This window comes from Enterococcus sp. DIV2419 (assembly GCF_051711865.1).
Lineage (GTDB): Bacteria > Bacillota > Bacilli > Lactobacillales > Enterococcaceae > Enterococcus > Enterococcus faecalis.
Map to the genome: position 1 here is coordinate 2,672,830 of NZ_JBIONS010000001.1, position 22,171 is coordinate 2,695,000.

The 22,171-nt window shown below is 39.7% G+C and carries 21 protein-coding genes, 25 tRNA genes and 1 rRNA gene (1 of these 47 cut by a window edge); 3 read left to right on the plus strand and 44 right to left on the minus strand.

Annotated elements, in window-relative coordinates:
* The 4 genes from IGI97_RS12535 to efp form a co-directional block, all read right to left on the minus strand.
* Entirely contained in the window at window positions 1-1,137 is a 1,137-nt protein-coding gene (locus IGI97_RS12535) for a cystathionine gamma-synthase (RefSeq protein ID WP_081115733.1), read from the minus strand.
* A gap of 13 nt (window positions 1,138-1,150) precedes the next feature.
* Window positions 1,151-2,068 (minus strand): PLP-dependent cysteine synthase family protein, encoded by a 918-nt coding sequence (locus IGI97_RS12540; RefSeq protein WP_010821343.1) that lies wholly within the window; start codon window positions 2,066-2,068, stop codon window positions 1,151-1,153.
* An 89-nt stretch (window positions 2,069-2,157) separates the two neighbouring features.
* Window positions 2,158-2,295 carry a hypothetical protein gene (locus IGI97_RS12545; RefSeq protein WP_010816990.1) on the minus strand — a complete coding sequence of 46 codons (138 nt, stop codon included), beginning with the start codon at window positions 2,293-2,295 and terminating at the stop codon, window positions 2,158-2,160.
* A gap of 168 nt (window positions 2,296-2,463) precedes the next feature.
* The gene (gene efp, locus IGI97_RS12550; RefSeq protein ID WP_002355202.1) at window positions 2,464-3,024 is read right to left on the minus strand and encodes an elongation factor P; all 561 of its coding nucleotides are present in this window, start codon (window positions 3,022-3,024) and stop codon (window positions 2,464-2,466) included.
* 354 nt (window positions 3,025-3,378) lie between these two features.
* Between efp and IGI97_RS12555 the strand changes: the two genes are divergently transcribed.
* Window positions 3,379-4,026 (plus strand): FusB/FusC family EF-G-binding protein, encoded by a 648-nt coding sequence (locus tag IGI97_RS12555; RefSeq protein WP_002355200.1) that lies wholly within the window; start codon window positions 3,379-3,381, stop codon window positions 4,024-4,026.
* A gap of 37 nt (window positions 4,027-4,063) precedes the next feature.
* On the opposite strand, the gene IGI97_RS12560 is transcribed toward IGI97_RS12555, so the two are convergent.
* The 3 genes from IGI97_RS12560 to fabF all read right to left on the minus strand — a co-directional run bounded on the left by IGI97_RS12560 (window position 4,064) and on the right by fabF (window position 6,851).
* On the minus strand, window positions 4,064-5,032 hold the full coding sequence (locus IGI97_RS12560; RefSeq protein WP_002386045.1) for a dihydroorotate oxidase: 969 nt from the start codon (window positions 5,030-5,032) through the stop codon (window positions 4,064-4,066).
* Window positions 5,033-5,176: 144 nt separating this feature from the next.
* Window positions 5,177-5,611 (minus strand): 3-hydroxyacyl-ACP dehydratase FabZ, encoded by a 435-nt coding sequence (gene fabZ, locus IGI97_RS12565; RefSeq protein ID WP_002355197.1) that lies wholly within the window; start codon window positions 5,609-5,611, stop codon window positions 5,177-5,179.
* A 1-nt stretch (window position 5,612) separates the two neighbouring features.
* Window positions 5,613-6,851 carry a beta-ketoacyl-ACP synthase II gene (fabF, locus tag IGI97_RS12570; RefSeq protein WP_010821341.1) on the minus strand — a complete coding sequence of 413 codons (1,239 nt, stop codon included), beginning with the start codon at window positions 6,849-6,851 and terminating at the stop codon, window positions 5,613-5,615.
* Between the two features lie 297 nt (window positions 6,852-7,148).
* On the opposite strand from fabF, the gene fabI reads away from it, so the two are divergent.
* Window positions 7,149-7,901, plus strand: coding sequence for an enoyl-ACP reductase FabI (gene fabI, locus IGI97_RS12575; RefSeq protein WP_002358338.1), 753 nt, complete (start codon window positions 7,149-7,151; stop codon window positions 7,899-7,901).
* A 98-nt stretch (window positions 7,902-7,999) separates the two neighbouring features.
* Here fabI and IGI97_RS12580 read toward each other — a convergent pair whose 3' ends face one another.
* The 5 genes from IGI97_RS12580 to IGI97_RS12600 form a co-directional block, all read right to left on the minus strand.
* Complete coding sequence (locus IGI97_RS12580) at window positions 8,000-8,413, minus strand: DUF4809 family protein (RefSeq protein ID WP_033595372.1); 414 nt, start codon at window positions 8,411-8,413, stop codon at window positions 8,000-8,002.
* 29 nt (window positions 8,414-8,442) lie between these two features.
* On the minus strand, window positions 8,443-9,378 hold the full coding sequence (locus IGI97_RS12585; RefSeq protein WP_002386043.1) for a cation diffusion facilitator family transporter: 936 nt from the start codon (window positions 9,376-9,378) through the stop codon (window positions 8,443-8,445).
* Between the two features lie 142 nt (window positions 9,379-9,520).
* A complete protein-coding gene (locus tag IGI97_RS12590) occupies window positions 9,521-10,195 on the minus strand; it encodes an HD domain-containing protein (protein ID WP_002413471.1) in 675 nt (224 codons plus the stop codon).
* Window positions 10,196-10,207: 12 nt separating this feature from the next.
* Window positions 10,208-10,720 (minus strand): DNA-3-methyladenine glycosylase I, encoded by a 513-nt coding sequence (locus tag IGI97_RS12595; protein WP_002355189.1) that lies wholly within the window; start codon window positions 10,718-10,720, stop codon window positions 10,208-10,210.
* A gap of 12 nt (window positions 10,721-10,732) precedes the next feature.
* Entirely contained in the window at window positions 10,733-11,224 is a 492-nt protein-coding gene (locus IGI97_RS12600; protein WP_002355188.1) for a methylated-DNA--[protein]-cysteine S-methyltransferase, read from the minus strand.
* A 111-nt stretch (window positions 11,225-11,335) separates the two neighbouring features.
* On the opposite strand from IGI97_RS12600, the gene IGI97_RS12605 reads away from it, so the two are divergent.
* Window positions 11,336-11,929 (plus strand): bifunctional transcriptional activator/DNA repair enzyme AdaA, encoded by a 594-nt coding sequence (locus tag IGI97_RS12605; RefSeq protein WP_002358333.1) that lies wholly within the window; start codon window positions 11,336-11,338, stop codon window positions 11,927-11,929.
* 17 nt (window positions 11,930-11,946) lie between these two features.
* Here the strand turns inward: IGI97_RS12605 and IGI97_RS12610 are convergent, their stop codons facing one another.
* From IGI97_RS12610 to rrf, 32 genes are all read right to left on the minus strand, one after another.
* Window positions 11,947-12,690 carry an alpha/beta hydrolase gene (locus IGI97_RS12610; protein WP_010816987.1) on the minus strand — a complete coding sequence of 248 codons (744 nt, stop codon included), beginning with the start codon at window positions 12,688-12,690 and terminating at the stop codon, window positions 11,947-11,949.
* A gap of 137 nt (window positions 12,691-12,827) precedes the next feature.
* Window positions 12,828-13,646, minus strand: coding sequence for a histidine phosphatase family protein (locus IGI97_RS12615; RefSeq protein ID WP_002358330.1), 819 nt, complete (start codon window positions 13,644-13,646; stop codon window positions 12,828-12,830).
* A 20-nt stretch (window positions 13,647-13,666) separates the two neighbouring features.
* Window positions 13,667-15,133 carry a glycoside hydrolase family 1 protein gene (locus IGI97_RS12620; protein WP_010711916.1) on the minus strand — a complete coding sequence of 489 codons (1,467 nt, stop codon included), beginning with the start codon at window positions 15,131-15,133 and terminating at the stop codon, window positions 13,667-13,669.
* Between the two features lie 122 nt (window positions 15,134-15,255).
* Complete coding sequence (locus IGI97_RS12625) at window positions 15,256-16,686, minus strand: 6-phospho-beta-glucosidase (protein ID WP_002355183.1); 1,431 nt, start codon at window positions 16,684-16,686, stop codon at window positions 15,256-15,258.
* Window positions 16,687-16,709: 23 nt separating this feature from the next.
* Window positions 16,710-18,605, minus strand: coding sequence for a beta-glucoside-specific PTS transporter subunit IIABC (locus tag IGI97_RS12630; RefSeq protein WP_002365001.1), 1,896 nt, complete (start codon window positions 18,603-18,605; stop codon window positions 16,710-16,712).
* A 73-nt stretch (window positions 18,606-18,678) separates the two neighbouring features.
* Window positions 18,679-19,521: a BglG family transcription antiterminator LicT gene (gene licT, locus IGI97_RS12635; protein ID WP_002355181.1), complete on the minus strand. Its 843-nt coding sequence runs from the start codon at window positions 19,519-19,521 to the stop codon at window positions 18,679-18,681.
* Between the two features lie 242 nt (window positions 19,522-19,763).
* Window positions 19,764-19,835 (minus strand) — tRNA-Glu (locus IGI97_RS12640).
* Between the two features lie 15 nt (window positions 19,836-19,850).
* Window positions 19,851-19,938, minus strand: a tRNA-Ser gene (locus tag IGI97_RS12645).
* Window positions 19,939-19,948: 10 nt separating this feature from the next.
* Window positions 19,949-20,022 (minus strand) — tRNA-Ile (locus tag IGI97_RS12650).
* A 13-nt stretch (window positions 20,023-20,035) separates the two neighbouring features.
* Window positions 20,036-20,106 (minus strand) — tRNA-Gly (locus IGI97_RS12655).
* Between the two features lie 14 nt (window positions 20,107-20,120).
* A tRNA-Phe gene (locus IGI97_RS12660) sits at window positions 20,121-20,193 on the minus strand.
* A 5-nt stretch (window positions 20,194-20,198) separates the two neighbouring features.
* Window positions 20,199-20,272 (minus strand) — tRNA-Asp (locus IGI97_RS12665).
* Window positions 20,273-20,320: 48 nt separating this feature from the next.
* Window positions 20,321-20,394 (minus strand) — tRNA-Met (locus tag IGI97_RS12670).
* 33 nt (window positions 20,395-20,427) lie between these two features.
* Window positions 20,428-20,517: transfer RNA gene (locus IGI97_RS12675), tRNA-Ser, on the minus strand.
* Window positions 20,518-20,529: 12 nt separating this feature from the next.
* Window positions 20,530-20,601: transfer RNA gene (locus tag IGI97_RS12680), tRNA-Glu, on the minus strand.
* Between the two features lie 14 nt (window positions 20,602-20,615).
* Window positions 20,616-20,689: transfer RNA gene (locus tag IGI97_RS12685), tRNA-Ile, on the minus strand.
* Between the two features lie 9 nt (window positions 20,690-20,698).
* A tRNA-Gly gene (locus IGI97_RS12690) sits at window positions 20,699-20,769 on the minus strand.
* 1 nt (window position 20,770) lies between these two features.
* Window positions 20,771-20,847 (minus strand) — tRNA-Asp (locus IGI97_RS12695).
* Between the two features lie 38 nt (window positions 20,848-20,885).
* Window positions 20,886-20,959 (minus strand) — tRNA-Met (locus IGI97_RS12700).
* 33 nt (window positions 20,960-20,992) lie between these two features.
* A tRNA-Ser gene (locus IGI97_RS12705) sits at window positions 20,993-21,082 on the minus strand.
* Window positions 21,083-21,115: 33 nt separating this feature from the next.
* Window positions 21,116-21,189, minus strand: a tRNA-Ile gene (locus tag IGI97_RS12710).
* Between the two features lie 20 nt (window positions 21,190-21,209).
* Window positions 21,210-21,283 (minus strand) — tRNA-Met (locus IGI97_RS12715).
* Between the two features lie 23 nt (window positions 21,284-21,306).
* Window positions 21,307-21,379: transfer RNA gene (locus IGI97_RS12720), tRNA-Ala, on the minus strand.
* Between the two features lie 13 nt (window positions 21,380-21,392).
* Window positions 21,393-21,466 (minus strand) — tRNA-Pro (locus IGI97_RS12725).
* Window positions 21,467-21,477: 11 nt separating this feature from the next.
* Window positions 21,478-21,551: transfer RNA gene (locus IGI97_RS12730), tRNA-Arg, on the minus strand.
* Window positions 21,552-21,565: 14 nt separating this feature from the next.
* Window positions 21,566-21,651: transfer RNA gene (locus tag IGI97_RS12735), tRNA-Leu, on the minus strand.
* A gap of 15 nt (window positions 21,652-21,666) precedes the next feature.
* Window positions 21,667-21,738: transfer RNA gene (locus tag IGI97_RS12740), tRNA-Gly, on the minus strand.
* A 4-nt stretch (window positions 21,739-21,742) separates the two neighbouring features.
* Window positions 21,743-21,818 (minus strand) — tRNA-Thr (locus IGI97_RS12745).
* 6 nt (window positions 21,819-21,824) lie between these two features.
* Window positions 21,825-21,906, minus strand: a tRNA-Leu gene (locus tag IGI97_RS12750).
* A gap of 16 nt (window positions 21,907-21,922) precedes the next feature.
* Window positions 21,923-21,995: transfer RNA gene (locus tag IGI97_RS12755), tRNA-Lys, on the minus strand.
* A gap of 6 nt (window positions 21,996-22,001) precedes the next feature.
* Window positions 22,002-22,074, minus strand: a tRNA-Val gene (locus tag IGI97_RS12760).
* 14 nt (window positions 22,075-22,088) lie between these two features.
* Window positions 22,089-22,171: ribosomal RNA gene (rrf, locus tag IGI97_RS12765) — 5S ribosomal RNA — on the minus strand; it runs 33 nt beyond the window's last position.

A 22,171-nucleotide genomic window follows, 5' to 3' on the forward strand; every position in this document is an offset into this window, starting at 1 on the left:
TTATGCTTGTAATCCCTTTTCTAAATCAGCCAATAAATCTTCGACTGCTTCAATTCCTACAGATAAACGAATGAGTCCATCTTTAATTCCCACGGCTTCACGATTTTCTTTGGGGATAGATGCGTGAGTCATAATGGCAGGTACTTCAATTAAACTTTCTACGCCACCTAAACTTTCCGCTAAAGTAAAAATTTCCAACGCTTCTACGAAAGGAACGACTTGCTCATCCTTGGCTAATTCAAAAGAAATCATGCCACTAAATCCCGACATCTGTTTTTGCGCAATTTCGTGACCAGGATGACTCGCTAGTCCTGGATAATACACCGTTGCTACCGCTGGATGCGCTTCTAAAAATTCTGCAATTTTTTGAGCATTTTGGGCGTGCGCTGCCATCCGGACGCCTAATGTTTTTAAACTACGTTGGACCAACCAACTATCATGCGGTCCTAAAACAGCGCCAATCGCATTTTGTAAAAAGGCAATCTTTTCTGCGCTTTCTGGGTTATTCGTTACGACTAAACCAGAGACTACATCACTATGGCCCCCTAAATATTTTGTCCCGCTGTGAACCACAATATCAGCACCTAACGCTAACGGCCGTTGAAAATAAGGCGTCGCAAATGTATTATCGACAATGGTTAACAACTGATGTTTTTTAGCAAGCTTAGCTGCCGCTTCAATATCTGTAATTTTTAACAGTGGATTACTTGGTGTTTCCAAAAACAAGGCTTTTGTATTTGGCTGAATTGCGGCTTCAATTGTTGATACGTCGCTGGCGTTTACAATCGTGTAGCTTAACCCATTTGCTACAAATACTTTATCCAATAAACGGAAACTCCCCCCATAGACATCGTCACCTAATAAAATATGATCTTCGGGTCCAAACATAGAAATGATTGCATGAATACCAGCTAAGCCTGAGCTAAACGCAAAGCCATGGCTCCCACCTTCTAACTCAGCAATTAAGGTTTCTAACGCGTGACGTGTGGGATTACCTGAACGAGAATATTCATATTCTTTTGGCTGGCCCACGCCATTTTGTTCAAAGGTTGATGTTTGATAAATAGGAACACTCACTGCACCTGTTGTTGTGTCTTTGCTAATGCCGCCATGAATTAATTTGGTATTGAATTTCATAAAAGTTTTCCTCCTAAGAATAAATATTTTTTGATAAATAACGGTCACTACCGTCAGGAAAAATAGTTACAATTGTGCTGCCTGCTGGTAAGCGGCGCGCCTCTCTTAATGCCGCCGCAAATGCTGCGCCGCTGGAGCTTCCCACCAGCAAAGCGCTTTTCTTGGCTAATTGTTTGACCCAGAAAAAACCATCCTCGTCTGAAATGGTATAAAAGCCGTCCACAGGAATCTGTTTAAGAAAAGGCGGCACGAACTCCACGCCAATGCCTTCGATTTCATGTCCGTGTGCAGGTCCGCCATTTAAAATTGAACCTTCTGGCTCCACGCCCCATAATTGCGTCTTACTATTTTGTTCTTTGAGATATCTGCCAACACCTGCAAACGTTCCACCACTGCCTAAACCTGCGACAAAGCTAGTAATCTTCCCGCCTAGGTCTTGAACAATTTCAGGTCCTAATCCTTCGTAGTAAGCAGCAGGATTATCCGGATTTTCAAATTGTAACGGCACGTAACTATTAGGAATTTCCTTGGCTAAGTCTTGGGCACTAGTTATCGCTCCGACAATCCCTTGCTCTGTTGGCGAAGGGACAATTTTAGCATCTAACGCTTGCATCAGCTGTTGTTTTTCCTGACTAAATTTTTCTGGCACAACAAAGATTGTCTTGAGGCCCAGTTGACTGGCAGCTAATGCAAGTCCAATCCCTGTATTCCCCGCTGTCGGTTCAATAATTGTTGTGGCTTGATTTATCTTTCCCGTTTTCATTGCTTCTTTGAGAAGATGCACACCAAGCCGATCTTTGACGCTGCCACCTGGATTCAAATATTCTAGTTTCGCATAAATTTTAGTGCCTTCTGGCATAGGATATTGTTCACTTGTAAATTCAAATAATGGTGTTGCTCCGATTGTGTCTAAAATTGACTGAACAATCATAGCGAATTCCTCCTTCTAATACATGTACATAAAACAAAAAGGTGCTGATCGCATCAGCACCTTTTTTGTTTATTTCTGGTTGTCTAGATTCAGAGAGGAATCGTGTTAGGCAATTTTTCAGAAATAACGGAGGTTTTCCCCATCACAAAAGAGTATGCTGCACTATTTTGCACCATACAACAACAGCTTTCCGTTTTTAAAAAAAGGCTAGCTTGTTTTTTCGTCATGGTTGATTTCCTCCTTCGTCATGTGTTGACCAAACTATACCATTTACCATTTTCTAGTGTCAACGATTCTAACGATTGCTATTTCCTATCACACCAATGGTTTTCTTATAGGCAAAAGAATTAATAGACCAAAAAAAACAGAAGGCTAGCCTTCTGTTTTTCTGCTACTTATTTAGCACGTTTTAAATACGTACCTTCCGCAGTATTGATTTCTAATAATTCGTCTGCTTCAACAAAATCTGGAACGTTAACAACTAATCCTGTTTCCATTGTAGCGGGTTTACCAGAACCAGTTACTGTTGCGCCTTTGATTGAAGGTTGTGTTTCAGCAACACGTAAGATTACCGTTGTTGGTAAAGTTAAACCAATGACTTCTTCACCATAAAATTGAATTTTTACTTCCATATTTTCTAATAAATATTTTAGTTCTTCTTCAATTAAAGCAGTTGGTACTTCATATTGTTCATATGTTTCTAAATCCATGAAAATAGCCATATCATCTTGGCTGTATAAATATTGAACTGGTTTTGTATCGATGTGCGCTTTTTTCACTTTTTCATCTGGGCGCATTGTTGTATCTGTTGTTGAACCCGTACGAACATCTTTTAATTTCATACGCATAACCGTGTTACCTTTACCTGGTTTGTGGTGGCTAGCTTCCATTACTTTAATTAATTTGCCGTCTTGCTCAAAAGTCATACCGGCTTTTAAATCGCTTGCTGCAATCATTGTAATTTCTCCTTTTCTCTGGTTAATTCTTCATTATTGTAGCAAATAACCTAGGATTAATCTAGGAAATCACGTATCTTTTTTAGAAGTTTATCACTCCCCAGACATTGAATTGGGAAATAAAACGAGTTTAACTTGCCTTTTTTCTTGAATTGCGTTAGAATTACCAAGCTTTCATCAATTATTTTCACTTTTTACATAGAAAAAATCAATCATTAAAGGGGGTGATGATATGATACGTCAAACGCTATCTTTATCAAAAACACATGAGGTTGTCTGTCACTAAACATACGTTGGTGAGACAAATTGCCTTTCAGCGTATGTACTCGGTCTATTTGAAAGGAATTTAAAATCATGAACCCAACTATTCAACCTTACCAATTTAACATAATTAAAGAACAAGTCGCTGTGTTACTAAACACCTATACGTCTGTTAACGATGCTACGACTGTCAAAACTGTCCAGGCCCTATGTGCCGAAAAAATCAATGGGTTATTTCCAGAAGAACACCCTGCTGTTACGATTTTGTTGGACAAAGTGATGGATCGTCGTTTAACACGCGCGCGTGCTGAAAAATATTTAGACGAATTAAAAGAAACCGTGCTGCCCTTTAAGGAACCTTCAACACCACAAGTCACGAAAGTCTTTCGCAAAGTGAAAAAGTTAAAGATTCCTGAGTGGGAAAACATGGATTTACGGAACAATACCTATGTCGGTTGGAACGACGCTGGGACTCAGAAAAAATTTATCTTAGCTTATCGAGAAAATAAATTAATCGGCGTCCACGGCACCCTTTCACCCACCATTGTTAAAGGTGTTTGCTCCATCTGTCAAACAATCACGAATGTGTCTATGTTCCTAGCTACCACCAAATCAGGCGGTGACGGAACCTACACGAAAAAAGGCAATTACATTTGCCATGATAGCGACACCTGTAACCAACAATTAACACAACCTGAATATTTGGAAGCCTTTATGGAAAATGTTAAGGCTGTGAAATAACAAAAAACCGTCAAGAAAATTTCTTGACGTTTTTTTGTTACATCTCTTTCAATTTCCCACGAAATTCTTCAATACTTTCATAACCTTTTGCTGCCATGATTTCTTGTAATTCTTTGGCTAGACGCTCAAAAACTTGTGGACCTTCTTGATGCAATTGTGTGCCGACTTGTACTAATGTCGCACCACATAAAAGATGCTCAAAAACATCTTTTCCACATGTAATACCGCCCGTTCCAATAATTTTGATTTCTGGTTTCAAACGTTGCGCAAACGCACGAACATTGGCTAACGCTGTTGGTTTGACATATTCGCCGCCCAGTCCACCGAAGCCTCCTTTTGGTTTAATGACCACTTCTTCCTTGTCACTGTCAATATATAAACCATTACCGATGCTATTAATACTATTCACGTATACTAAAGGGAATTTATTTAAAATTTCAGCCATTGCGTCAAAATGTGCAATATCAAAAAATGGGGGTAATTTTACACCTAATGGTTTAGTAAAAAATTGGAAAACTTCTGTTAAAAGCTTTTCTGTTAATTCAAAATCATAAGCAATTTGCGGTTTACCAGGCAAATTGGGACAAGACAAATTAAATTCTGTCACTCCTGTGTATTCACTTTCTTGCACTTTTTTTAAAATAGCGATATTTTCCTCATAATTCATACCAGATACAGATAAAAAGCGTAACTCCTCGGGAAATTCCTTTTGACGTGCAATCTGATAATCTAAATAATAATCAATCCCTAAATTAGGCAAGCCCATTGAGTTAATACTTCCTAATGGTGTATCAAAATACCGAGGCTCCTCATTGCCCTGACGAGGATTAGGTGTTGCCGTCTTAGCGACAAAAGCACCTGCTTGAGAAGCCGCTAACTCGTCCATTTCCTTAATTGTCATACAATGAATGCCTGATGCGTTCATTAACACATTCGCCAATTTATGTCCCGAAAACTCTACTGAAATATCCAAAAGAAAAACCCTCCTGTAAATTGTTTTACTCATAAGCTTACCACCTTCACGTAAGCTTTTTATGATTATAGCATGTTTTTTTGCGTTAGTGTTATTTATATAAATTTAAAAAGGAATAAGCCATTGTGACTTATTCCTTTTCTTAGGGAAACTAACGTATCCAAAATTGATTGATTCTTATCGTCCCACAATAAACGTCAATTCACATTCGCAGACCTTTTTATCTTCCACGTAAGCAGTCGCTTTGCCGATGCCGACAAAGTCACGTAATTTGACGATTTCAAAATGTAATTTCAAGACATCACCAGGGACCACTTTTTGACGGAATTTGGCTTTGTTGATACCGCCAATATAGGCCGTTTCACCTTCAAATTGATCCATTTTTAAGATTAAAATCGAACCTACTTGTGCCAATGCTTCAATAATCAAAACGCCTGGCATTGTTGGATTTCCAGGAAAATGTCCTTGGAAAAATTCTTCGTTAATTGTTACATTTTTTGTTGCAATAATCTTTTCATTTGGAATAATTTCATCCACATAATCAATATAACAAATCGGATAGCGATTAGGAATCATTTCCATAATTTCTGTTGCAGTCATTACTTTTTTCATACTAGTTTTCCTCCCATTTCTTCAAGCAAATTACACCATTATGGCCACCAAAGCCAAACGAATTACTAATTGTATAGTCCGCTGTAATGTCACGTGCACCTTCTGTGACATAATCTAAATCACAATCTGGATCAGCAACTTGGTAGCCTATTGTCGGATGAGCTTTTCCTTCTTGCAATGTTTGCACACAAGCGATCGCTTCGATACCGCCAGCCGCGCCCAATAAATGTCCAGTCATACTCTTTGTACTTGAAATTGGAATTTGCGATGCTCGCTCACCAAAGACACGTTTGATGGCCGTTGTTTCCGCAGCGTCATTCGCTGGGGTTGACGTACCATGAGCATTGATATACCCAATTTGTTCCGGCGTAATCCCTGCTTCTGCAATCGCCATTTCCATCGCAGCCGCCGCGCCACTACCGTCTTTTAAAGGAGCGGTCATGTGGCTAGCATCACAGTTGCTGCCATATCCAACAATTTCGCCGTAGATAGTTGCGCCACGTTTCTGTGCATGCTCGAGTTCTTCTAAAACCAGCATTCCTGCGCCTTCACCCATCACAAAACCTTTTCGTTCTTTATCAAAAGGAATCGAAGCCCGAGTCGCATCTTCTGTTGTATTTAAAGCATTCAATGCTGCAAAGCCTGCAATCCCAATTTCACATACTGTGGCTTCTGTCCCCCCAGTTACCATCATGTCCGCTAAACCATATTTAATCGTGCGAAAAGCTTCACCAATCGCATTCGTCGCAGAAGCACAAGCAGTCACGATAGTTTGAGAAGGTCCTTTTGCACCTAGACGAATCGAAATATTTCCCGCTGCCATATTAGCAATTACCATGGGCACGAAAAATGGTGTTACGCGTTTTGCGCCTTTTTTATCCATTACCCGTACTTGGTCTTGTAAGGTAGTCATCCCGCCAATCCCACTACCGACAATCACACCTAAACGAGTCGGGTCAATCGTTGCTTCTGTTAAACCACTCATTTCCCACGCTTCTAAAGCAGCGACCAAGCCATATTGAGAAAATAAGTCCATTCTTTTTTGCTCTTTGCGTTCTAAAACAGCACTTGGGTCAAACTCTTTCACTTCGCCAGCCAAAGCTACCCCAGTATCTTCAGAATCAAATTTAGTAATTTTGCCAATTCCTAGTTTGCCATCCACTAGATTATGCCAAAATTCTTTTACGGTATTGCCTAATGGTGTTACGGCACCCATGCCGGTTATGACCACTCTTTTCATACTGTACCTCCGAGTTTATTTTGATTATCAAACTATTATTCCATGCGGTTTCCAGCACTTTTTCTCAAAAAATAAGAAAAATAGTTTGACTTTCAAAGTATTTTGGTTAATAATTCAGACATCAGGAAAAATGTCTGTTTTTTTCAAGATTAGAAAATTGAGAAGATTTTGTTATCATTCTCACACAGATAATACCAGTTGAAATTTTATTCGTCAACTCAATAAATGTAACTTTTACATTTTGATGAAGAAAAGCCTATTCTATCAACAAAAATTTTTTATTAAAGGAGATTTTATATGTTTTTACAAAATAAGAATGTCGTCGTAATGGGTGTTGCCAACAAAAAAAGTATTGCTTGGGGCTGTGCAAAAGCATTAAAAGATCAAGGGGCCAATGTTATTTATACGTATCAAAATGAACGCATGAAAAAGCAAGTGGTTAAATTAGCAGATGAAAATGATTTGTTGGTGGAATGCGATGTTGCTTCTGATGCGTCCATTCAAGCAGCCTTTGAAACAATTAAAAATGAAGTGGGCACGATCGATGGACTAGTCCATGCGATTGCTTTTGCCAAAAAAGAAGAATTGTCTGGAAACGTTAGTGACATCACTCGTGATGGGTTCCTATTAGCACAAGATATTAGTAGCTACTCTCTTTTAGCAGTCACTCATTATGCGAAACCTTTGTTAAATCCTGGTTCAGGAATTGTCACATTGACGTATTTAGGTTCCGAACGTGCGATTCCTAACTACAATATGATGGGGATTGCTAAAGCTTCTTTAGAAACTGCCGTGAAATATTTAGCTTTTGAATTAGCTGCAGATAAAATTCGTGTCAACGGAATCTCTGCAGGAGCGATTAAAACATTGGCTGTGACTGGTGTAAAAGACTACGATCAATTGATTAGTATTTCTAATGAGCGGACACCAGATAAAACAGGTGTAACCATTGAAGAAGTCGGAAACACTTGTGCCTTTTTAGTCAGTGAACTAGCTAGTGGTGTGGTCGGTGACATCATTTATGTCGATAAAGGCGTTCACTTAACTTAATCATTTTTTGTCTTTATTTTCTATTTATACATTAAAAAACAGAGATTGGACAATCTCTTTCACTCATTGATTGTCCAATTTCTGTTCTATTTTTTACTTTATTCTATAATAAAATCGACAGTTTCAATTCCAAAAACAGTTGTTAGAATTTGATTGACTTGTTCAAAAAGTTCTGGTAAATCTTCCAGTTTATTTTTAGATTGGATTTTTTCAGAACCGTTATCGTAGCTTAAATGATTGTACGCTTCTTTAAAGGTTACTGCTGTGTCTTCTTTTCGATAAAGGATATATTCGTCATCTAGCATATCCATTTGTAGCTCCTGTTTAAATCCATTTCTGGCAACAACAGCAGAAACTAGATGAGCAACTGTCAAGCCATCTAACGGAATGTCCACTCCATTCATTGCTAATGTGTAGACGGTATCTTCCACTAAACCACAGGCGTTGCAACCACCACTGGTTAAATCTACTGTACTTGTTATAATTGCCTCTTGCATCGTTTCTTCCCCCATATTGTTTTTTAAAGTTATTCTTTCATTTGTTATTTACGAATGTAATTCACATCATAATCGTCAACTTCAATATAGATATAGATTTTTTTATCAGGCATTTTACTGCGAATGTCTCGTTCAATCGCATTCACAACATCAGGTGCATCTTCTTCCATTGGTTCTACCACATCAATTTTTGCCGCTACTAAAATTTCAGTTGGGCCTAAATGAACGGTTTTTACATCAATTAGTTTTTCAACATCCGCCCGATCAAATGCGGTTTTAATTTTTGCTAAATCTGTAGCGGTCACACTTTCGCCTATAATCAAACTATAAAATTCTTTCGCTAAGAAAATGGCTGCACACATTAATAGTAAACCAATCAGTAAACCACTGATAGCATCAAATGCAGCAATCCCAGTTACCATCGTTAAAAGGGTCCCCACCAAAGCTAAACACAAACCAATAACCGCACAAAAGTCTTCCGTAAAAATAATTAAAATTTCACTGTGACGACTTTCTCGCAAAAATTTTAAGAGCGATAACTTCTCTGTATTCAATTCTTTGATTTCTTTCATCGCTACACGCAACGAGCTACCTTCCACAAGCAAACCAAAAATTAAAATACCAATGACAATAGCCACATTTTCTACTTCATGAGAGGGATGCAGTAACTTCTGAATAGCCTCCATTACGCCTAACGCACCCCCACCAAAAAAGAGCATCGTTGCAACAATTGTACTAAAAAAGTATTTTGCACGGCCTTCTCCAAATTGATGTAACGCACTTTGTCCACGAGAAGCGCGCTTATTCCCAAAAAGTAATAATACCTGATTACTACAGTCCACGACACTGTGGATACTTTCATTCATCATAGCGGTACTACCACTTAAAGCAAAACCAACAAATTTACTAATCGCTACTAAAATATTCGCAATCAGTGCGGCAATAACTGCAAACATGCCACTCGATTTTTTTGTCTCCATAATTACCTCCTATATGTAACGTAAAACTAAGATAAACCACCCGTTTATTCATCCATCATTTTACCACTTCTGAGGTATTTGTAAAAAAGAGTTCTCTTAAAATTCAAAAAGAAATGTACTGACTGTTTTAGTTGGCCCTTATTTATCGATGTCCATCCCACTCTTGATAAAATTCCTCCAGATAAAGTTCCATAAATTGATGACGCTTTTCCGCCAATAAGCGACCATAATTTGTATTCATTTGTTCCTTTAACTTTAAAAGTTTCTCATAAAAATGCATAATGGCAGTATCTTCCCCATTCCGGTATTCTTCTTGGGTTAACTGTTCACGAGGTTGTTTGTGGGGATCGTGAATTAGACGGCCTTTATTTCCCGAATAAGCCATCACCCGTGCAATTCCAATCGCGCCGATGGCATCTAATCGATCCGCATCCTGGACCACTTTTCCTTCTAATGTAGTAACTGTTTTCCCAGTATTTCCTCCTTTAAAGGACATATTAGCAATAATGGAAAGGATGTGATTCGTTTGCTCTGTTGATACGTTATTTGCTTCCAACCATTGTTGCACCTTTAGTAAGCCAGCCTCTTCACTTTCGTTAAATTTTTCATCGCCAATATCATGTAACAATGCTGTTAATATACATAAAAATAAATTTGCTTGTTCTTTCTCTGCAATTGTTTTTGCTAATTGTGTCACTCGATAAATATGCCACCAGTCATGGCCACTTGCTTCGTTGGCTAATTCTTGTTGAACATAACGCGCTGCTGCTTGAATAATTGTTTGTTCTTCAAAACTAAGAGATTCATTTTCAAACATCCTAACACTCCTTTATTCTGGATTTAAAATTTCTACCTGGATAATCCCGCTAGCTTTCAGAAACATATTGGTGACAATCGGACCTACAAAAGAAAATCCTCTTTTTTTTAAGTCTTTTGCTACGTTATCTGACAAAAGCTGTGTGCGCGGGACTTGGTATGCTTCTTCATAAATAGATAAAACGGGGACGTTTTTTACAAATTGCCATAGATAATTGGCAAAACTGCCAAATTCTTCTTGTACTTTTAAAATTGCTTGCGCATTTTTAATGGTTGCTTCAATTTTGCGCCGATTGCGAATCATATCTGGATCAGCTACTATTCGATCGACTTCGTCAGGCAACAGCGCGGCAACTTTTTCCGGCTTCATTTGGCAAAAATTTTTCATGAATGCTACTTTTTTCCCTGCGGCTGCTTTCCAACTTAAACCAACTTGAAAAACACCCACCGTCAACAATAAAAACAGCAAATCATCCTCTCTTGTAGGTTTTCCCCATTGTTCTGTATACCATTGATAGTTGTTCATCGCCGCCTCCTTTTAAGACTGTTCAAATGTTAATAATGCTTGTTTCATTGCTAAACCACCACGGTAACCGGTTAATTGTCCCTTGCTGCCGATGACTCGATGGCAAGGAATGACCATTAATAAAGGATTTTTCCCAATCGCTGTGCCAACTGCTCGAACCGCACGTGGACGCCCAATTTTTTCTGAAATTTCTTGATAGGTCATTGTCTCACCATAAGGGATTTCTTGCAACGCCTGCCAAACTTCTTTTTGAAAGGGCGTTCCTTCTATGTCTATGGGGCAAGCAAACGTTGTCGAATGTTGGTTAAGATAACTTATTAATGCTTCTTTATAAGGCGCAGTTTTCTTTTCAGAAGCTTCTAATTGTGCTTGAGGGTACCAGTTTTTCAGCTCTTCTATCGATTGATTGGCTGAACCTACAAAAGCTAGTCCAGCGTCTGTCACACCAAGATAATAGTGATCGTTCTGCCATTCTTGTTGCGCATAATAAATTTTTTTTGCCATATTTCTACACTTCTTTCTCGTGTTTTTCTTATCTTCATTATAATTCTTTTGGCTTTCAAAATCTTGCGCTCCTATCACTTTTTACTTGTTTTTATTAGGGATTCTTTTACAATGAAGAAAACGGGAGGTGTGCTTACAATGAAAACAACGTATCGACTTACTCAGAAACGTTGGGAAGCCATTCAAAATAATAATACGCAATTTGATGGTGATTTTTTTTATGGTGTGACCACAACTAAAATTTTTTGTCGTCCTTCGTGCCCTTCCCGTGTGCCCAATAAGAACCACGTTCTGATCTTCAAAACGGCTCAGGAAGCTTTAACACTTGGTTTTCGTCCATGTAAAAGATGTCAACCAACCGGGCAAGTCGTTCCTAACGAGGAATGGGTTGCTCAAATTAAGCAATTTATTGATCGGCATTCAGCGGAACCTTTAAGTTTAGACTATTTAGCGCAAACCTGCCACGGTAGTCCCTTTCATTTGCAGCGAACCTTTAAGGAACAGACGAAACAAACCCCATTAGCTTATTTAACAAGTGTCCGAATTAGGCAAGCCCAAGAATTGCTTCTCCATTCACCCCTTACGATTCAACAAATCGCGAAAAAAGTTGGCTTCCAAACCGCAGCATATTTTGCCACCACTTTTAAAAAAGAAACAGGCGTAACCCCCTCTGTTTATCGCAGTAAAAATGAGCCGAAAAAATAACATTTCGGCTCATCGGATTATTTATTGGGGCGTGATTGTAGCCATGCTACAATCAATTGACTGATTTCTGTTTGCTGTTGCTCATTAGAAATTGTCGCTTTGTTGTCTCCTTTTTGGACACCGTAATTACCAAACCCTGCATGGTTCCCACCTTCGATAGATACATACTGCGTATCTTTTGGCAAAAACTGTTTGGCTTTTTGGTAGCTAGTCCAATTTAAAACACCATCGTTTGTGGCTGTTATTGACAGAACCGGCAGATTTTGCTTGTTTAGTGCACCTTTTTCGTCAGGATAGCTGGCTAAATAAATCATGCCTTTGATTCGTTGCTCATTTTCCGCTACAAAACGACTAGCCATCACACCACCCAGAGAATGCCCAGCCAAAACGAAGTTTTGTTGTGGATGATCCTTTATAATTTGTTCTGCAGCATTTGGTGCAAGAACCGCTAAATTCAAAGGAAAATGAACAACATAGACATCGTAACCTTTCGTAGCAACTTCTTGCGCCCATTCACTATAACTAGCGGGCACAACCAATGCACCTGGATAAAAAATCAGTGCTGTATCATTTTTTTGCCCGTTTGTGTAATAATCATAGTTTTTTTCTTGCGTGGCACTTTGACTTATTTTTAAGGCCGAATCGGTTGCTTGATACGTACTATTTTTAATAAAAATAGTCAGACCGATGACTAATACCGCTAAAAAAAGCCCGATTCCTAGGACAATTTTTTTCCAACGTGATTTTGTTCTATTTTTCATCTCATTACCTCCCAATGAAAAAATTCTTCTTTCTGATTCTACCTTTAATAAAAAAAGAACACAACAATAGGAGTTGATGGAGCAACCCTTTTCTTGCTCCACCAACTCCTAAATAGACTGTTTCTCGATTCCTTAGATTATTTTGATTCTTTTTCGCCTGCTTCTAAGTAGCTGACATCATTGACTTTATCCAAAGTATATTCGCCATTTTTGTAATGAATTGTTGTGACACTAGCATTCTTCAAACCGCCTTCTGGGACTTTAAAATCATCAAATAAAGTTGCTAACAACGCTGAAATACTCAAGCCATGAGAGACCACTAAAACATTGCCATTCCCGGGATTGGCTGATTCTGTGGCAACAATTTTATCTAAGCCTTTTTTCAAACGTTTAGTAATTGTAGCATAGTCTTCTGCAGGCCAGTTATTCTTGCTTTCCTCGCGCTGTTGATCCAGTTTAGCTACACTGTTGGCAAAGGATTCAGGAGTCATGTTTTTCATAAATTCTTCTAAGGAAACACCTTGATCATCAGCAATATCCTGCCACATTGTCTTATTTAAATCCCCTTCATAGCTACCAAAATTAAATTCACGTAAATCTGGGTCACGCACGACTTCAAGGTCTTTGCCTGCTTTATTTTGGTCTAAAATAAGTTGAGCAGTTTGCAATGCGCGGCCACTATCACTACTATATGCATTTTGAAAGGCAACATCTTTCAGGCCAATTCCAGTTGCTGTCACAACTTTTTCACCTTCTGGTGTTAAGACCGCATCTGACCATCCTTGTACGCGGTCCGTCGTATTTAACATGGTTTTTCCGTGGCGCACAATGTAAAGAGTTAGTTCTTCAGGTTTTGTCTCTTTTTCTTTTGTCGTTGCTTGCTGATTTTTACCACAACCAACCATTACTAAAATGGCCAGAAAAAGCATCCCCACAATCGTCAATCGTTTTTTCATTTTTTATTTCCCCTCATCTTCTACTCTGTTGTTAAGTTTTCACCATTACTAGCGATAACTTGTTTGTACCAATTAAATGATTTTTTCTTAGTTCGTTTCAAGGTTCCCTGACCTTGGTCATCCATGTCTACATAGATAAAGCCGTAACGTTTTTTCATTTCGCCAGTCCCTGCTGAAACTAAATCAATACAACCCCAAGGCGTATAACCAATTAAGTTAACTCCGTCTTCTTCTACTGCGGTTCTCATGGCTTCAATATGTTGTTTAAAATAATCAATGCGGTAATCGTCGACAATCGAGCCATCCTCTTGCAATGTGTCCACCGCACCAAACCCGTTTTCAACCACAAACAATGGCATATTGTAACGATCTGACAGCTGACACAATGAAATTCTTAACCCTAAAGGATCGACAGCCCAGCCCCATTCAGATTCTTGCAAATAAGGATTTTTAACCGCAGGCATTTGGTTGCCTCCGACATATTTTACTTCTTCGGGATAAGCAGTCGAAACAGTCGACATATAATAACTAAACCCGATATAATCAACTGTTCCTTTTTGAATAATCGCTAAATCCTCTGACTCCATTTGAATTGTCATTCCTTCACGCTCAAATTCTTTGAGCTTATGCGCTGGATAATAGCCCTTAGCCTGGACATCCATATAAAATTCTTGCTCTCGGTTAAATTGAACAGCTGCCATCACGTCCTCAGGTTTGCAGGACAAAGGATAACTTGGAATATAAGCCACCATCATACCAATTTGGAAATCTGGATTGATGGAATGTCCTAATTCAACTGCTTTCGCACTTGCTACAAATAGATGATGCGCTGCTTGATATTTACTTTGTTTATCATTATTGTGAATCCCAATTTGCGTCCAACTTCTTAAAAAATTAATTTCATTAAAAGTCATCCAATACTTCACTTTATCCTGATAACGTGTAAAAATGGTTTCGCAAAAGAAAACAAAGAAATCAATCACTTCACGATTTTTCCAACCATCATATTCATCGGCCAAATACATCGGAATATCAAAATGGTTAATCGTCACAACGGGCTCAATTCCATGGCGCAGCAAAGTATCAAAAACTTTATCATAAAAGGCTAAGCCTTCTTCATTAATCTCTTTTGTTCCATTTGGGCAAATCCGGCTCCAGGCGATAGACAGCCGAAAACATTTGAAACCCATTTCTGCAAATAAGGCGATATCTTCTTCGTAATGATGGTAAAAGTCCGTCGCTACATGACTAGGGTAGTATAACTCTTCATCGATATAACCAATCGCTCCTTCGGGTAATGCTTGATCGCGCGTACACGAAGCTTTTTGGCCCTCTTTAGTTAAATACGTAATCCGTCGCGGTTCTGTTTGACTACCACCAGTAATTGCATCTAATGTACTCAGACCTTTGCCTCCTGAAAGGTAGCCACCTTCATATTGGTTAGCAGCTGTTGCACCGCCCCATAAAAAATTTTCTGGAAATCCCATAAAATCCCTCTTTCCCTCTGTTTTTAGGCATCACAAAGAAACCATCAAGGGAATTGACACTGGCAGAAGAGTCCTTGTTTTTTCTACCAACGTCAAACGCCCTTTAATAGTTGCTAATTTTATTAATTACTTAAATCTTCACCATTTGTTGCGATTACTTTTTTGTACCAATCAAACGATTTCTTCTTGCTTCGTTTTAACGTACCATTTCCTTCGTTATCGCGATCCACATAGATAAAGCCATAGCGTTTTTTCATTTCACCTGTTCCAGCTGATACTAAATCAATACAGCCCCAAGTCGTATAGCCTAACAAGTCGACACCATCTTGTTCAACGGCATCTTTCATCGCTTGAATATGCGCCGCCAAATAATCGATACGATAATCATCGACTACATAACCATTTTCGTCTGGTGTATCTACCGCTCCTAAGCCATTTTCAACAATGAATAGTGGTTTTTGATAACGATCATATAAGTCATTCATCGTAATTCTCAAACCAAGTGGATCAATTTGCCAACCCCATTCACTGGCTTTTAGATAAGGATTTTTCACAGAGGCAAAGATGTTACCAGCTGTTTGTTCATTAATTTCTGGATCTGTTGATGTGACACGAGAAGAATAATAAGAGAACGAAATGAAGTCCACCGTATGTTCTTTTAAAAGTTCTTCGTCGCCTTCTTCCATTTCAATTTGAATACCTTTACGGGCCATTTCTTTTAAAGCATACGCAGGGTATTCCCCACGTGATTGGACATCAATAAAGAAATAATTTTCACGATCTGCTTGTCGAGCAGCGAAAACATCTTCTGGTTTACAAGTATAAGCGTAGTTGGAACCAGCCGCTAACATACAACCTACTTGGTTTTCAGGATCTACCTCATGAGCAATTTTTGTCGCAATTGCACTTGCTAGTAGTTCATGATGGGCCGCTTGGTATTTCACTTGTTCTTTGTTTTCGCCTTCTTCAAAGTATAGACCTGCTCCCATAAATGGTGCATGTAAAATCATATTAATTTCGTTAAATGTTAACCAATATTTGACTAATCCTTTATATCGGTTGAAAATTACACGACAAAGATTTTCATAGAAACCTACTAACTTACGACTACGCCAAGCGCCATATTCTTCCACTAAGTGCATTGGGCAGTCAAAGTGTGTAATCGTTACTAGTGGCTCAATCCCATATTTATGACATTCTTTGAATAAGTCTTCATAGAACTTCAAGCCTTCTTCATTCGGCTCTGTTTCATCTCCCATTGGAAAAATTCGACTCCAAGCAATGGATAAACGGTATGTTTTAAAACCCATTTCACCAAATAAGGCGATATCTTCTTTATAGCGATGATACATATCAATTGCCTCTTGTGCAGGATAGAAATGTTCTTCATCAAAGTTAAACATTTTCTTTTCACCAGTGATTACTGGAAAACGATCTGGACCCGTTGGCGCTAAATCGACGTTTGCCAAACCGCGTCCGCCTTCGTTATAGCCACCTTCACATTGATTGGCTGCTGTTGCGCCACCCCATAAAAAGTCTTTTCTAAATGCCATAAATTCTCTTCCTCCACATCTTTTTATATTAAAGCGGTCAGCAAATCATCACTTGTTGAAACTTCATTACTGCCGACTTCCAAAATATCTAAATAATCCGCTGTATTCGTCACAACGATTGGAATTTGTGTACTAAACCCAGCTTTTTTAATTCCTTCTAAATCAAAGGTTACTAATGTTTGACCTTTTTTCACGCGGTCACCTTGTTTTACAAAAGCTTCAAAGCCTTCACCTTCTAATTGAACTGTATCAATCCCAATATGAATCAATAATTCTGTGCCGTTATCTGAAATCAAACCTAATGCATGTTTTGTTGGGAATAGTGTGACAATCGTTCCATCAAAGGGTGCAACCACTTTACCTTCCGTTGGTTCAATCACGACCCCATTTCCTAATGCTCCATTTGCAAAAGCAGGATCCTCTGCATTTTTTAAAGATAACACTCGTCCTTTGACTGGACTTGTAATATTTTCTTTTTTAATCGTTGTTTTATCAATAATCACTTCTTCCTCAACTGTATTGTCTTTCCAGAAGAAGAATGTTAGACCAAAACCAACGACCGCTGCAATGGCAATTGCAATAAAGGACTGGATCATCCCACTTGCATCATCACCATTGATAAAGTTTAGCACACCAAAAATTCCTAAACCACCCATTGTATAAGCTGTCACATTGTTGATCATCAAATATAAACCACCGACAGCGCCACCAATCATTGAATAAATAAATGGCCATTTTTTTGGTAAAGTGATTCCATAAATTGCTGGCTCTGTTACACCAAAAATACCAGAGATAATTGCTGGCGGACACAAAGCTTTTAACTTTTTATCTTTCAATTTGAAGAACATCGCTAAAACAACCGCTGTTTGCGCAAAACTAGCTGCAAATGATCCCGTTAATACTTGGCTTGAACCTTCTTGTGTCACTTGCATAATAGCTAATGGCACAACGCTCCAATGTAAACCAAAAATAACTAAGACTTGCCAGAAGAAACCAAGAATCAAACCATACAAAGCTGGTGAGAAACTCATTAATGCTGTAAAGCCAGCGCTTAATAAATCTGTTAGCATGCTAACGATTGGCCCAATTACTAAGAAACCAATTGGTAAGGCAATCAACAAGACGAAAAACGGTACTAAGAACGTTTGAACAACTTCTGGAATAATACGTTTAAACACTTTTTGAACTTGTGCCGCAAAAGCAATAATGAAGATGATTGGTACGACACTACTTGTATAGTTCGCACCGACCCAAGGAATCCCCATAAATGTATCATAGGCAGGTAAGCCGAATAAATTATACGGCGCTGCGGCTCCCGCACCCGCTGTTGTTTCAAAGGCCGTTTGTAATGCACTTCCTTGAATCGTTGGGTAACATAAAGCTGCGCCAATCACGATCCCTACCATTGGATGCAACCGGAATTTTTTAGCTGCTGTATAACCTAAAATAACTGGCATAAAGTAGAAAATTGCATCGCCAATCCCATTTAACATGGTATAAGTCCCTGACGTAGCCGTATAGAGCTTTAAGAAAACCAATAAGGCATTTAACCCTTTGACCATCCCAGCCGCTGCTAACGCCCCTAAAAAGGGTTGGAAACAACCACTTAAAATATCTATTAAGCGATCAAATAAATTCCCACTGGAAGCTTCTTCTTCACGTTCTCCTGACAAGCCTGCAATACTAACTACTTCTTCGTAAACGGCTGGAACATGGTTCCCAATAACGACTTGGTATTGTCCACCGCTTTTCATAACAGTTACCACACCGTCCATATTTTTTAAGACATCATCATTCGCTTGACTCTCATCTTTTAATTTAAAGCGAAGACGTGTGATACAATGTGTCAAACTATTAATATTCTCTTGCCCACCGACATTTTTTACAATTTTTTCTGCTAGTTCATGATATTTTCCCATCTTTTTTTCCTCCAAAAATTTATTTTCATTTGAAGGTTTAGCCAACTGAATGTCACTATCCAAAGTGGTGCGTTTATTGTTCCGTTGTTTGTACAATTCGTGCAATGTGAATCGTTAGGTACAAGCGTTCTTCATTTGAAACTTGATAGTCATAGTTCTCATTTAAATACAAGCTGATCTTTTCCACGCAACGATAGGCGTTGAGATATTTCTTTTTAATTACCGCATACAGTTCTTCATCATCATTTTCGACAACTTCACGTTGGTGTAATAAGCGATAACAGAAAAATTTTAAATGTGTGCTAAATCGATAAAAGTAGACAGAGTCTTCATCAAAACTTACCTTAAAATAGTATTTGACGATATTTGTAATCTCTTGCATCAACTTTGTCAATTCGTAAATATTACCGACTTCTTCCTCCATCTCCGCATTTACCAAGTGCAATGCGATAAAACCTGCCTCATCCGTTGACAATTCCATTCCTACGCGCTTTTGTACCATTTTTAAAGCATTTACTCCTACTTCGTACTCTTCAGGAAAAAAACGTTTAATATCCCATAATAATAAATTCTTAATTGCAATTCCTTGTTTTTTTCTTTCTAAAGCTGTGTACAAATGATCCGTCAGAGAAATATAAATGGTATCATTCAAACTCTTTTTCAACGTTGATTTTGCATAAACAATAATGTCATCCGAGAGTTTCATCATCTCTAAAGGAATATTTCCTAACAATTCTTGAAACTTAAGTGATGTTTCTTGATTGGCTAAATAAAAAACTTGATCGATACTTTCATCAGGAACCCAATCCCCAATGCGTTTCTTAAAAGCAATTCCTTTGCCCATAACAATTTGCTCTCGTTTATCATCATCTAATGTAATAACCACATTATTGTTTAAAATTTTGTGAATAATCAATGCCCCACCTCCTTTGTGTTTCGTTGAAAAAAGAAAAACCCAATTTCTTCAAAAAGAACGACACACCTGTCGCTTCATGAAAAAATTAGGTTTAGCTTGTCTTTAAACAATCACTATCCATCTATTTACTTATCCCTACATCCAAAGAATAACATATTTACAACAAATGTCAACGCTTTCAACGACATTTGTTTGTAATAAAAATAAAAAAAGCATACAAACAATGTTTGTATGCTTCACTATGACCCGTACGGGACTCGAACCCGTGTTACCGCCGTGAAAGGGCGGTGTCTTAACCGCTTGACCAACGGGCCATTAAAAAGAAAAAACGGAGAAGGAGGGATTTGAACCCTCGCGCCGGTTTCCCGACCTACACCCTTAGCAGGGGCGCCTCTTCAGCCACTTGAGTACTTCCCCAAGAAATAAATGGGCCTAAATGGACTCGAACCATCGACCTCACGCTTATCAGGCGTGCGCTCTAACCAGCTGAGCTATAGGCCCCAAATAAGAAAAAAGCGGGTGACGAGAATCGAACTCGCGACAACAGCTTGGAAGGCTGTGGTTTTACCACTAAACTACACCCGCAAATTTTTCTTGGATGGCGCGGGACAGAATCGAACTGCCGACACATGGAGCTTCAATCCATTGCTCTACCAACTGAGCTACCGAGCCAAAAACGGTCTGGACGGGACTCGAACCCGCGACCTCCTGCGTGACAGGCAGGCATTCTAACCAGCTGAACTACCAAACCAATTCGTTTTTGCTTTATGCAAATGTATGCTTTAAAAAATAAAAGCAATTGCGGGGGCAGGATTTGAACCTACGACCTTCGGGTTATGAGCCCGACGAGCTACCTGACTGCTCCACCCCGCGATAATTAGACTAAGGAAACTTAATTCCTAAGAAAGGAGGATAAGGGATTCGAACCCTTGCACGGTTTTACCCGCCTGACGGTTTTCAAGACCGTTCCCTTCAGCCGGACTTGGGTAATCCTCCGTAACAAAACTATGACCCGTACGGGACTCGAACCCGTGTTACCGCCGTGAAAGGGCGGTGTCTTAACCGCTTGACCAACGGGCCATTTTATAAAATTATGGGCCTAAATGGACTCGAACCATCGACCTCACGCTTATCAGGCGTGCGCTCTAACCAGCTGAGCTATAGGCCCAAAAAGAAAAGCGGGTGACGAGAATCGAACTCGCGACAACAGCTTGGAAGGCTGTGGTTTTACCACTAAACTACACCCGCATGGCGGTCTGGACGGGACTCGAACCCGCGACCTCCTGCGTGACAGGCAGGCATTCTAACCAGCTGAACTACCAAACCATACTTTTCTTTTTATGTGCTTTTGAAATCAAAAGCAATTGCGGGGGCAGGATTTGAACCTACGACCTTCGGGTTATGAGCCCGACGAGCTACCTGACTGCTCCACCCCGCGATAATTAGACTAAGGAAACTTAATTCCTAAGAAAGGAGGATAAGGGATTCGAACCCTTGCACGGTTTTACCCGCCTGACGGTTTTCAAGACCGTTCCCTTCAGCCGGACTTGGGTAATCCTCCATGATAAAAATAAAACTATAAACAACGTCACAATGGACCTTGTAGGACTCGAACCTACGACCGGACGGTTATGAGCCGTCTGCTCTAACCAACTGAGCTAAAGGTCCAGGCTCTTCCAAATGTATAATCGCGGCGGAGGGGATCGAACCCCCGACCTCCCGGGTATGAACCGGACGCTCTAGCCAGCTGAGCTACACCGCGAAACTCTTATATTAAAATAAGAATGGAGCCTAGCGGGATCGAACCGCTGACCTCCTGCGTGCAAAGCAGGCGCTCTCCCAGCTGAGCTAAGGCCCCATGAAAATTATTATCGGGAAGACAGGATTCGAACCTGCGACCCCTTGGTCCCAAACCAAGTGCTCTACCAAGCTGAGCTACTTCCCGTATATAACTAATGCACCCAAAGGGAGTCGAACCCCTAACCTTTTGATTCGTAGTCAAACACTCTATCCAGTTGAGCTATGGGTGCTAAATATAAAACAATGCCGAGGACCGGAATCGAACCGGTACGGTGATCACTCACCGCAGGATTTTAAGTCCTGTGCGTCTGCCAGTTCCGCCACCCCGGCGTAATGAATTGGCTAAGCGGAAAACGGGGTTCGAACCCGCGACCCCCACCTTGGCAAGGTGGTGCTCTACCACTGAGCTATTTCCGCAAAATGGTGCCGGCTAAAGGACTTGAACCCTCGACCCTCTGATTACAAATCAGATGCTCTACCAACTGAGCTAAGCCGGCTAAATATGCGGGTGAAGGGACTTGAACCCCCACGCCTTGCGGCGCTAGATCCTAAATCTAGTGCGTCTGCCAATTCCGCCACACCCGCAAATGAAATATGAATATGAGCCGTACAGGGCTCGAACCTGTGACCCTCTGATTAAAAGTCAGATGCTCTACCAACTGAGCTAACGGCTCAAAAAATGGAGGTTAACGGGATCGAACCGCTGACCCCCTGCTTGTAAGGCAGGTGCTCTCCCAGCTGAGCTAAACCTCCAAAAACAACAATTCGCGTGGCGACGTCCTACTCTCACAAAGGGAAACCCTTCACTACAATCGGCGCTAAGAAGCTTAACTTCTGTGTTCGGCATGGG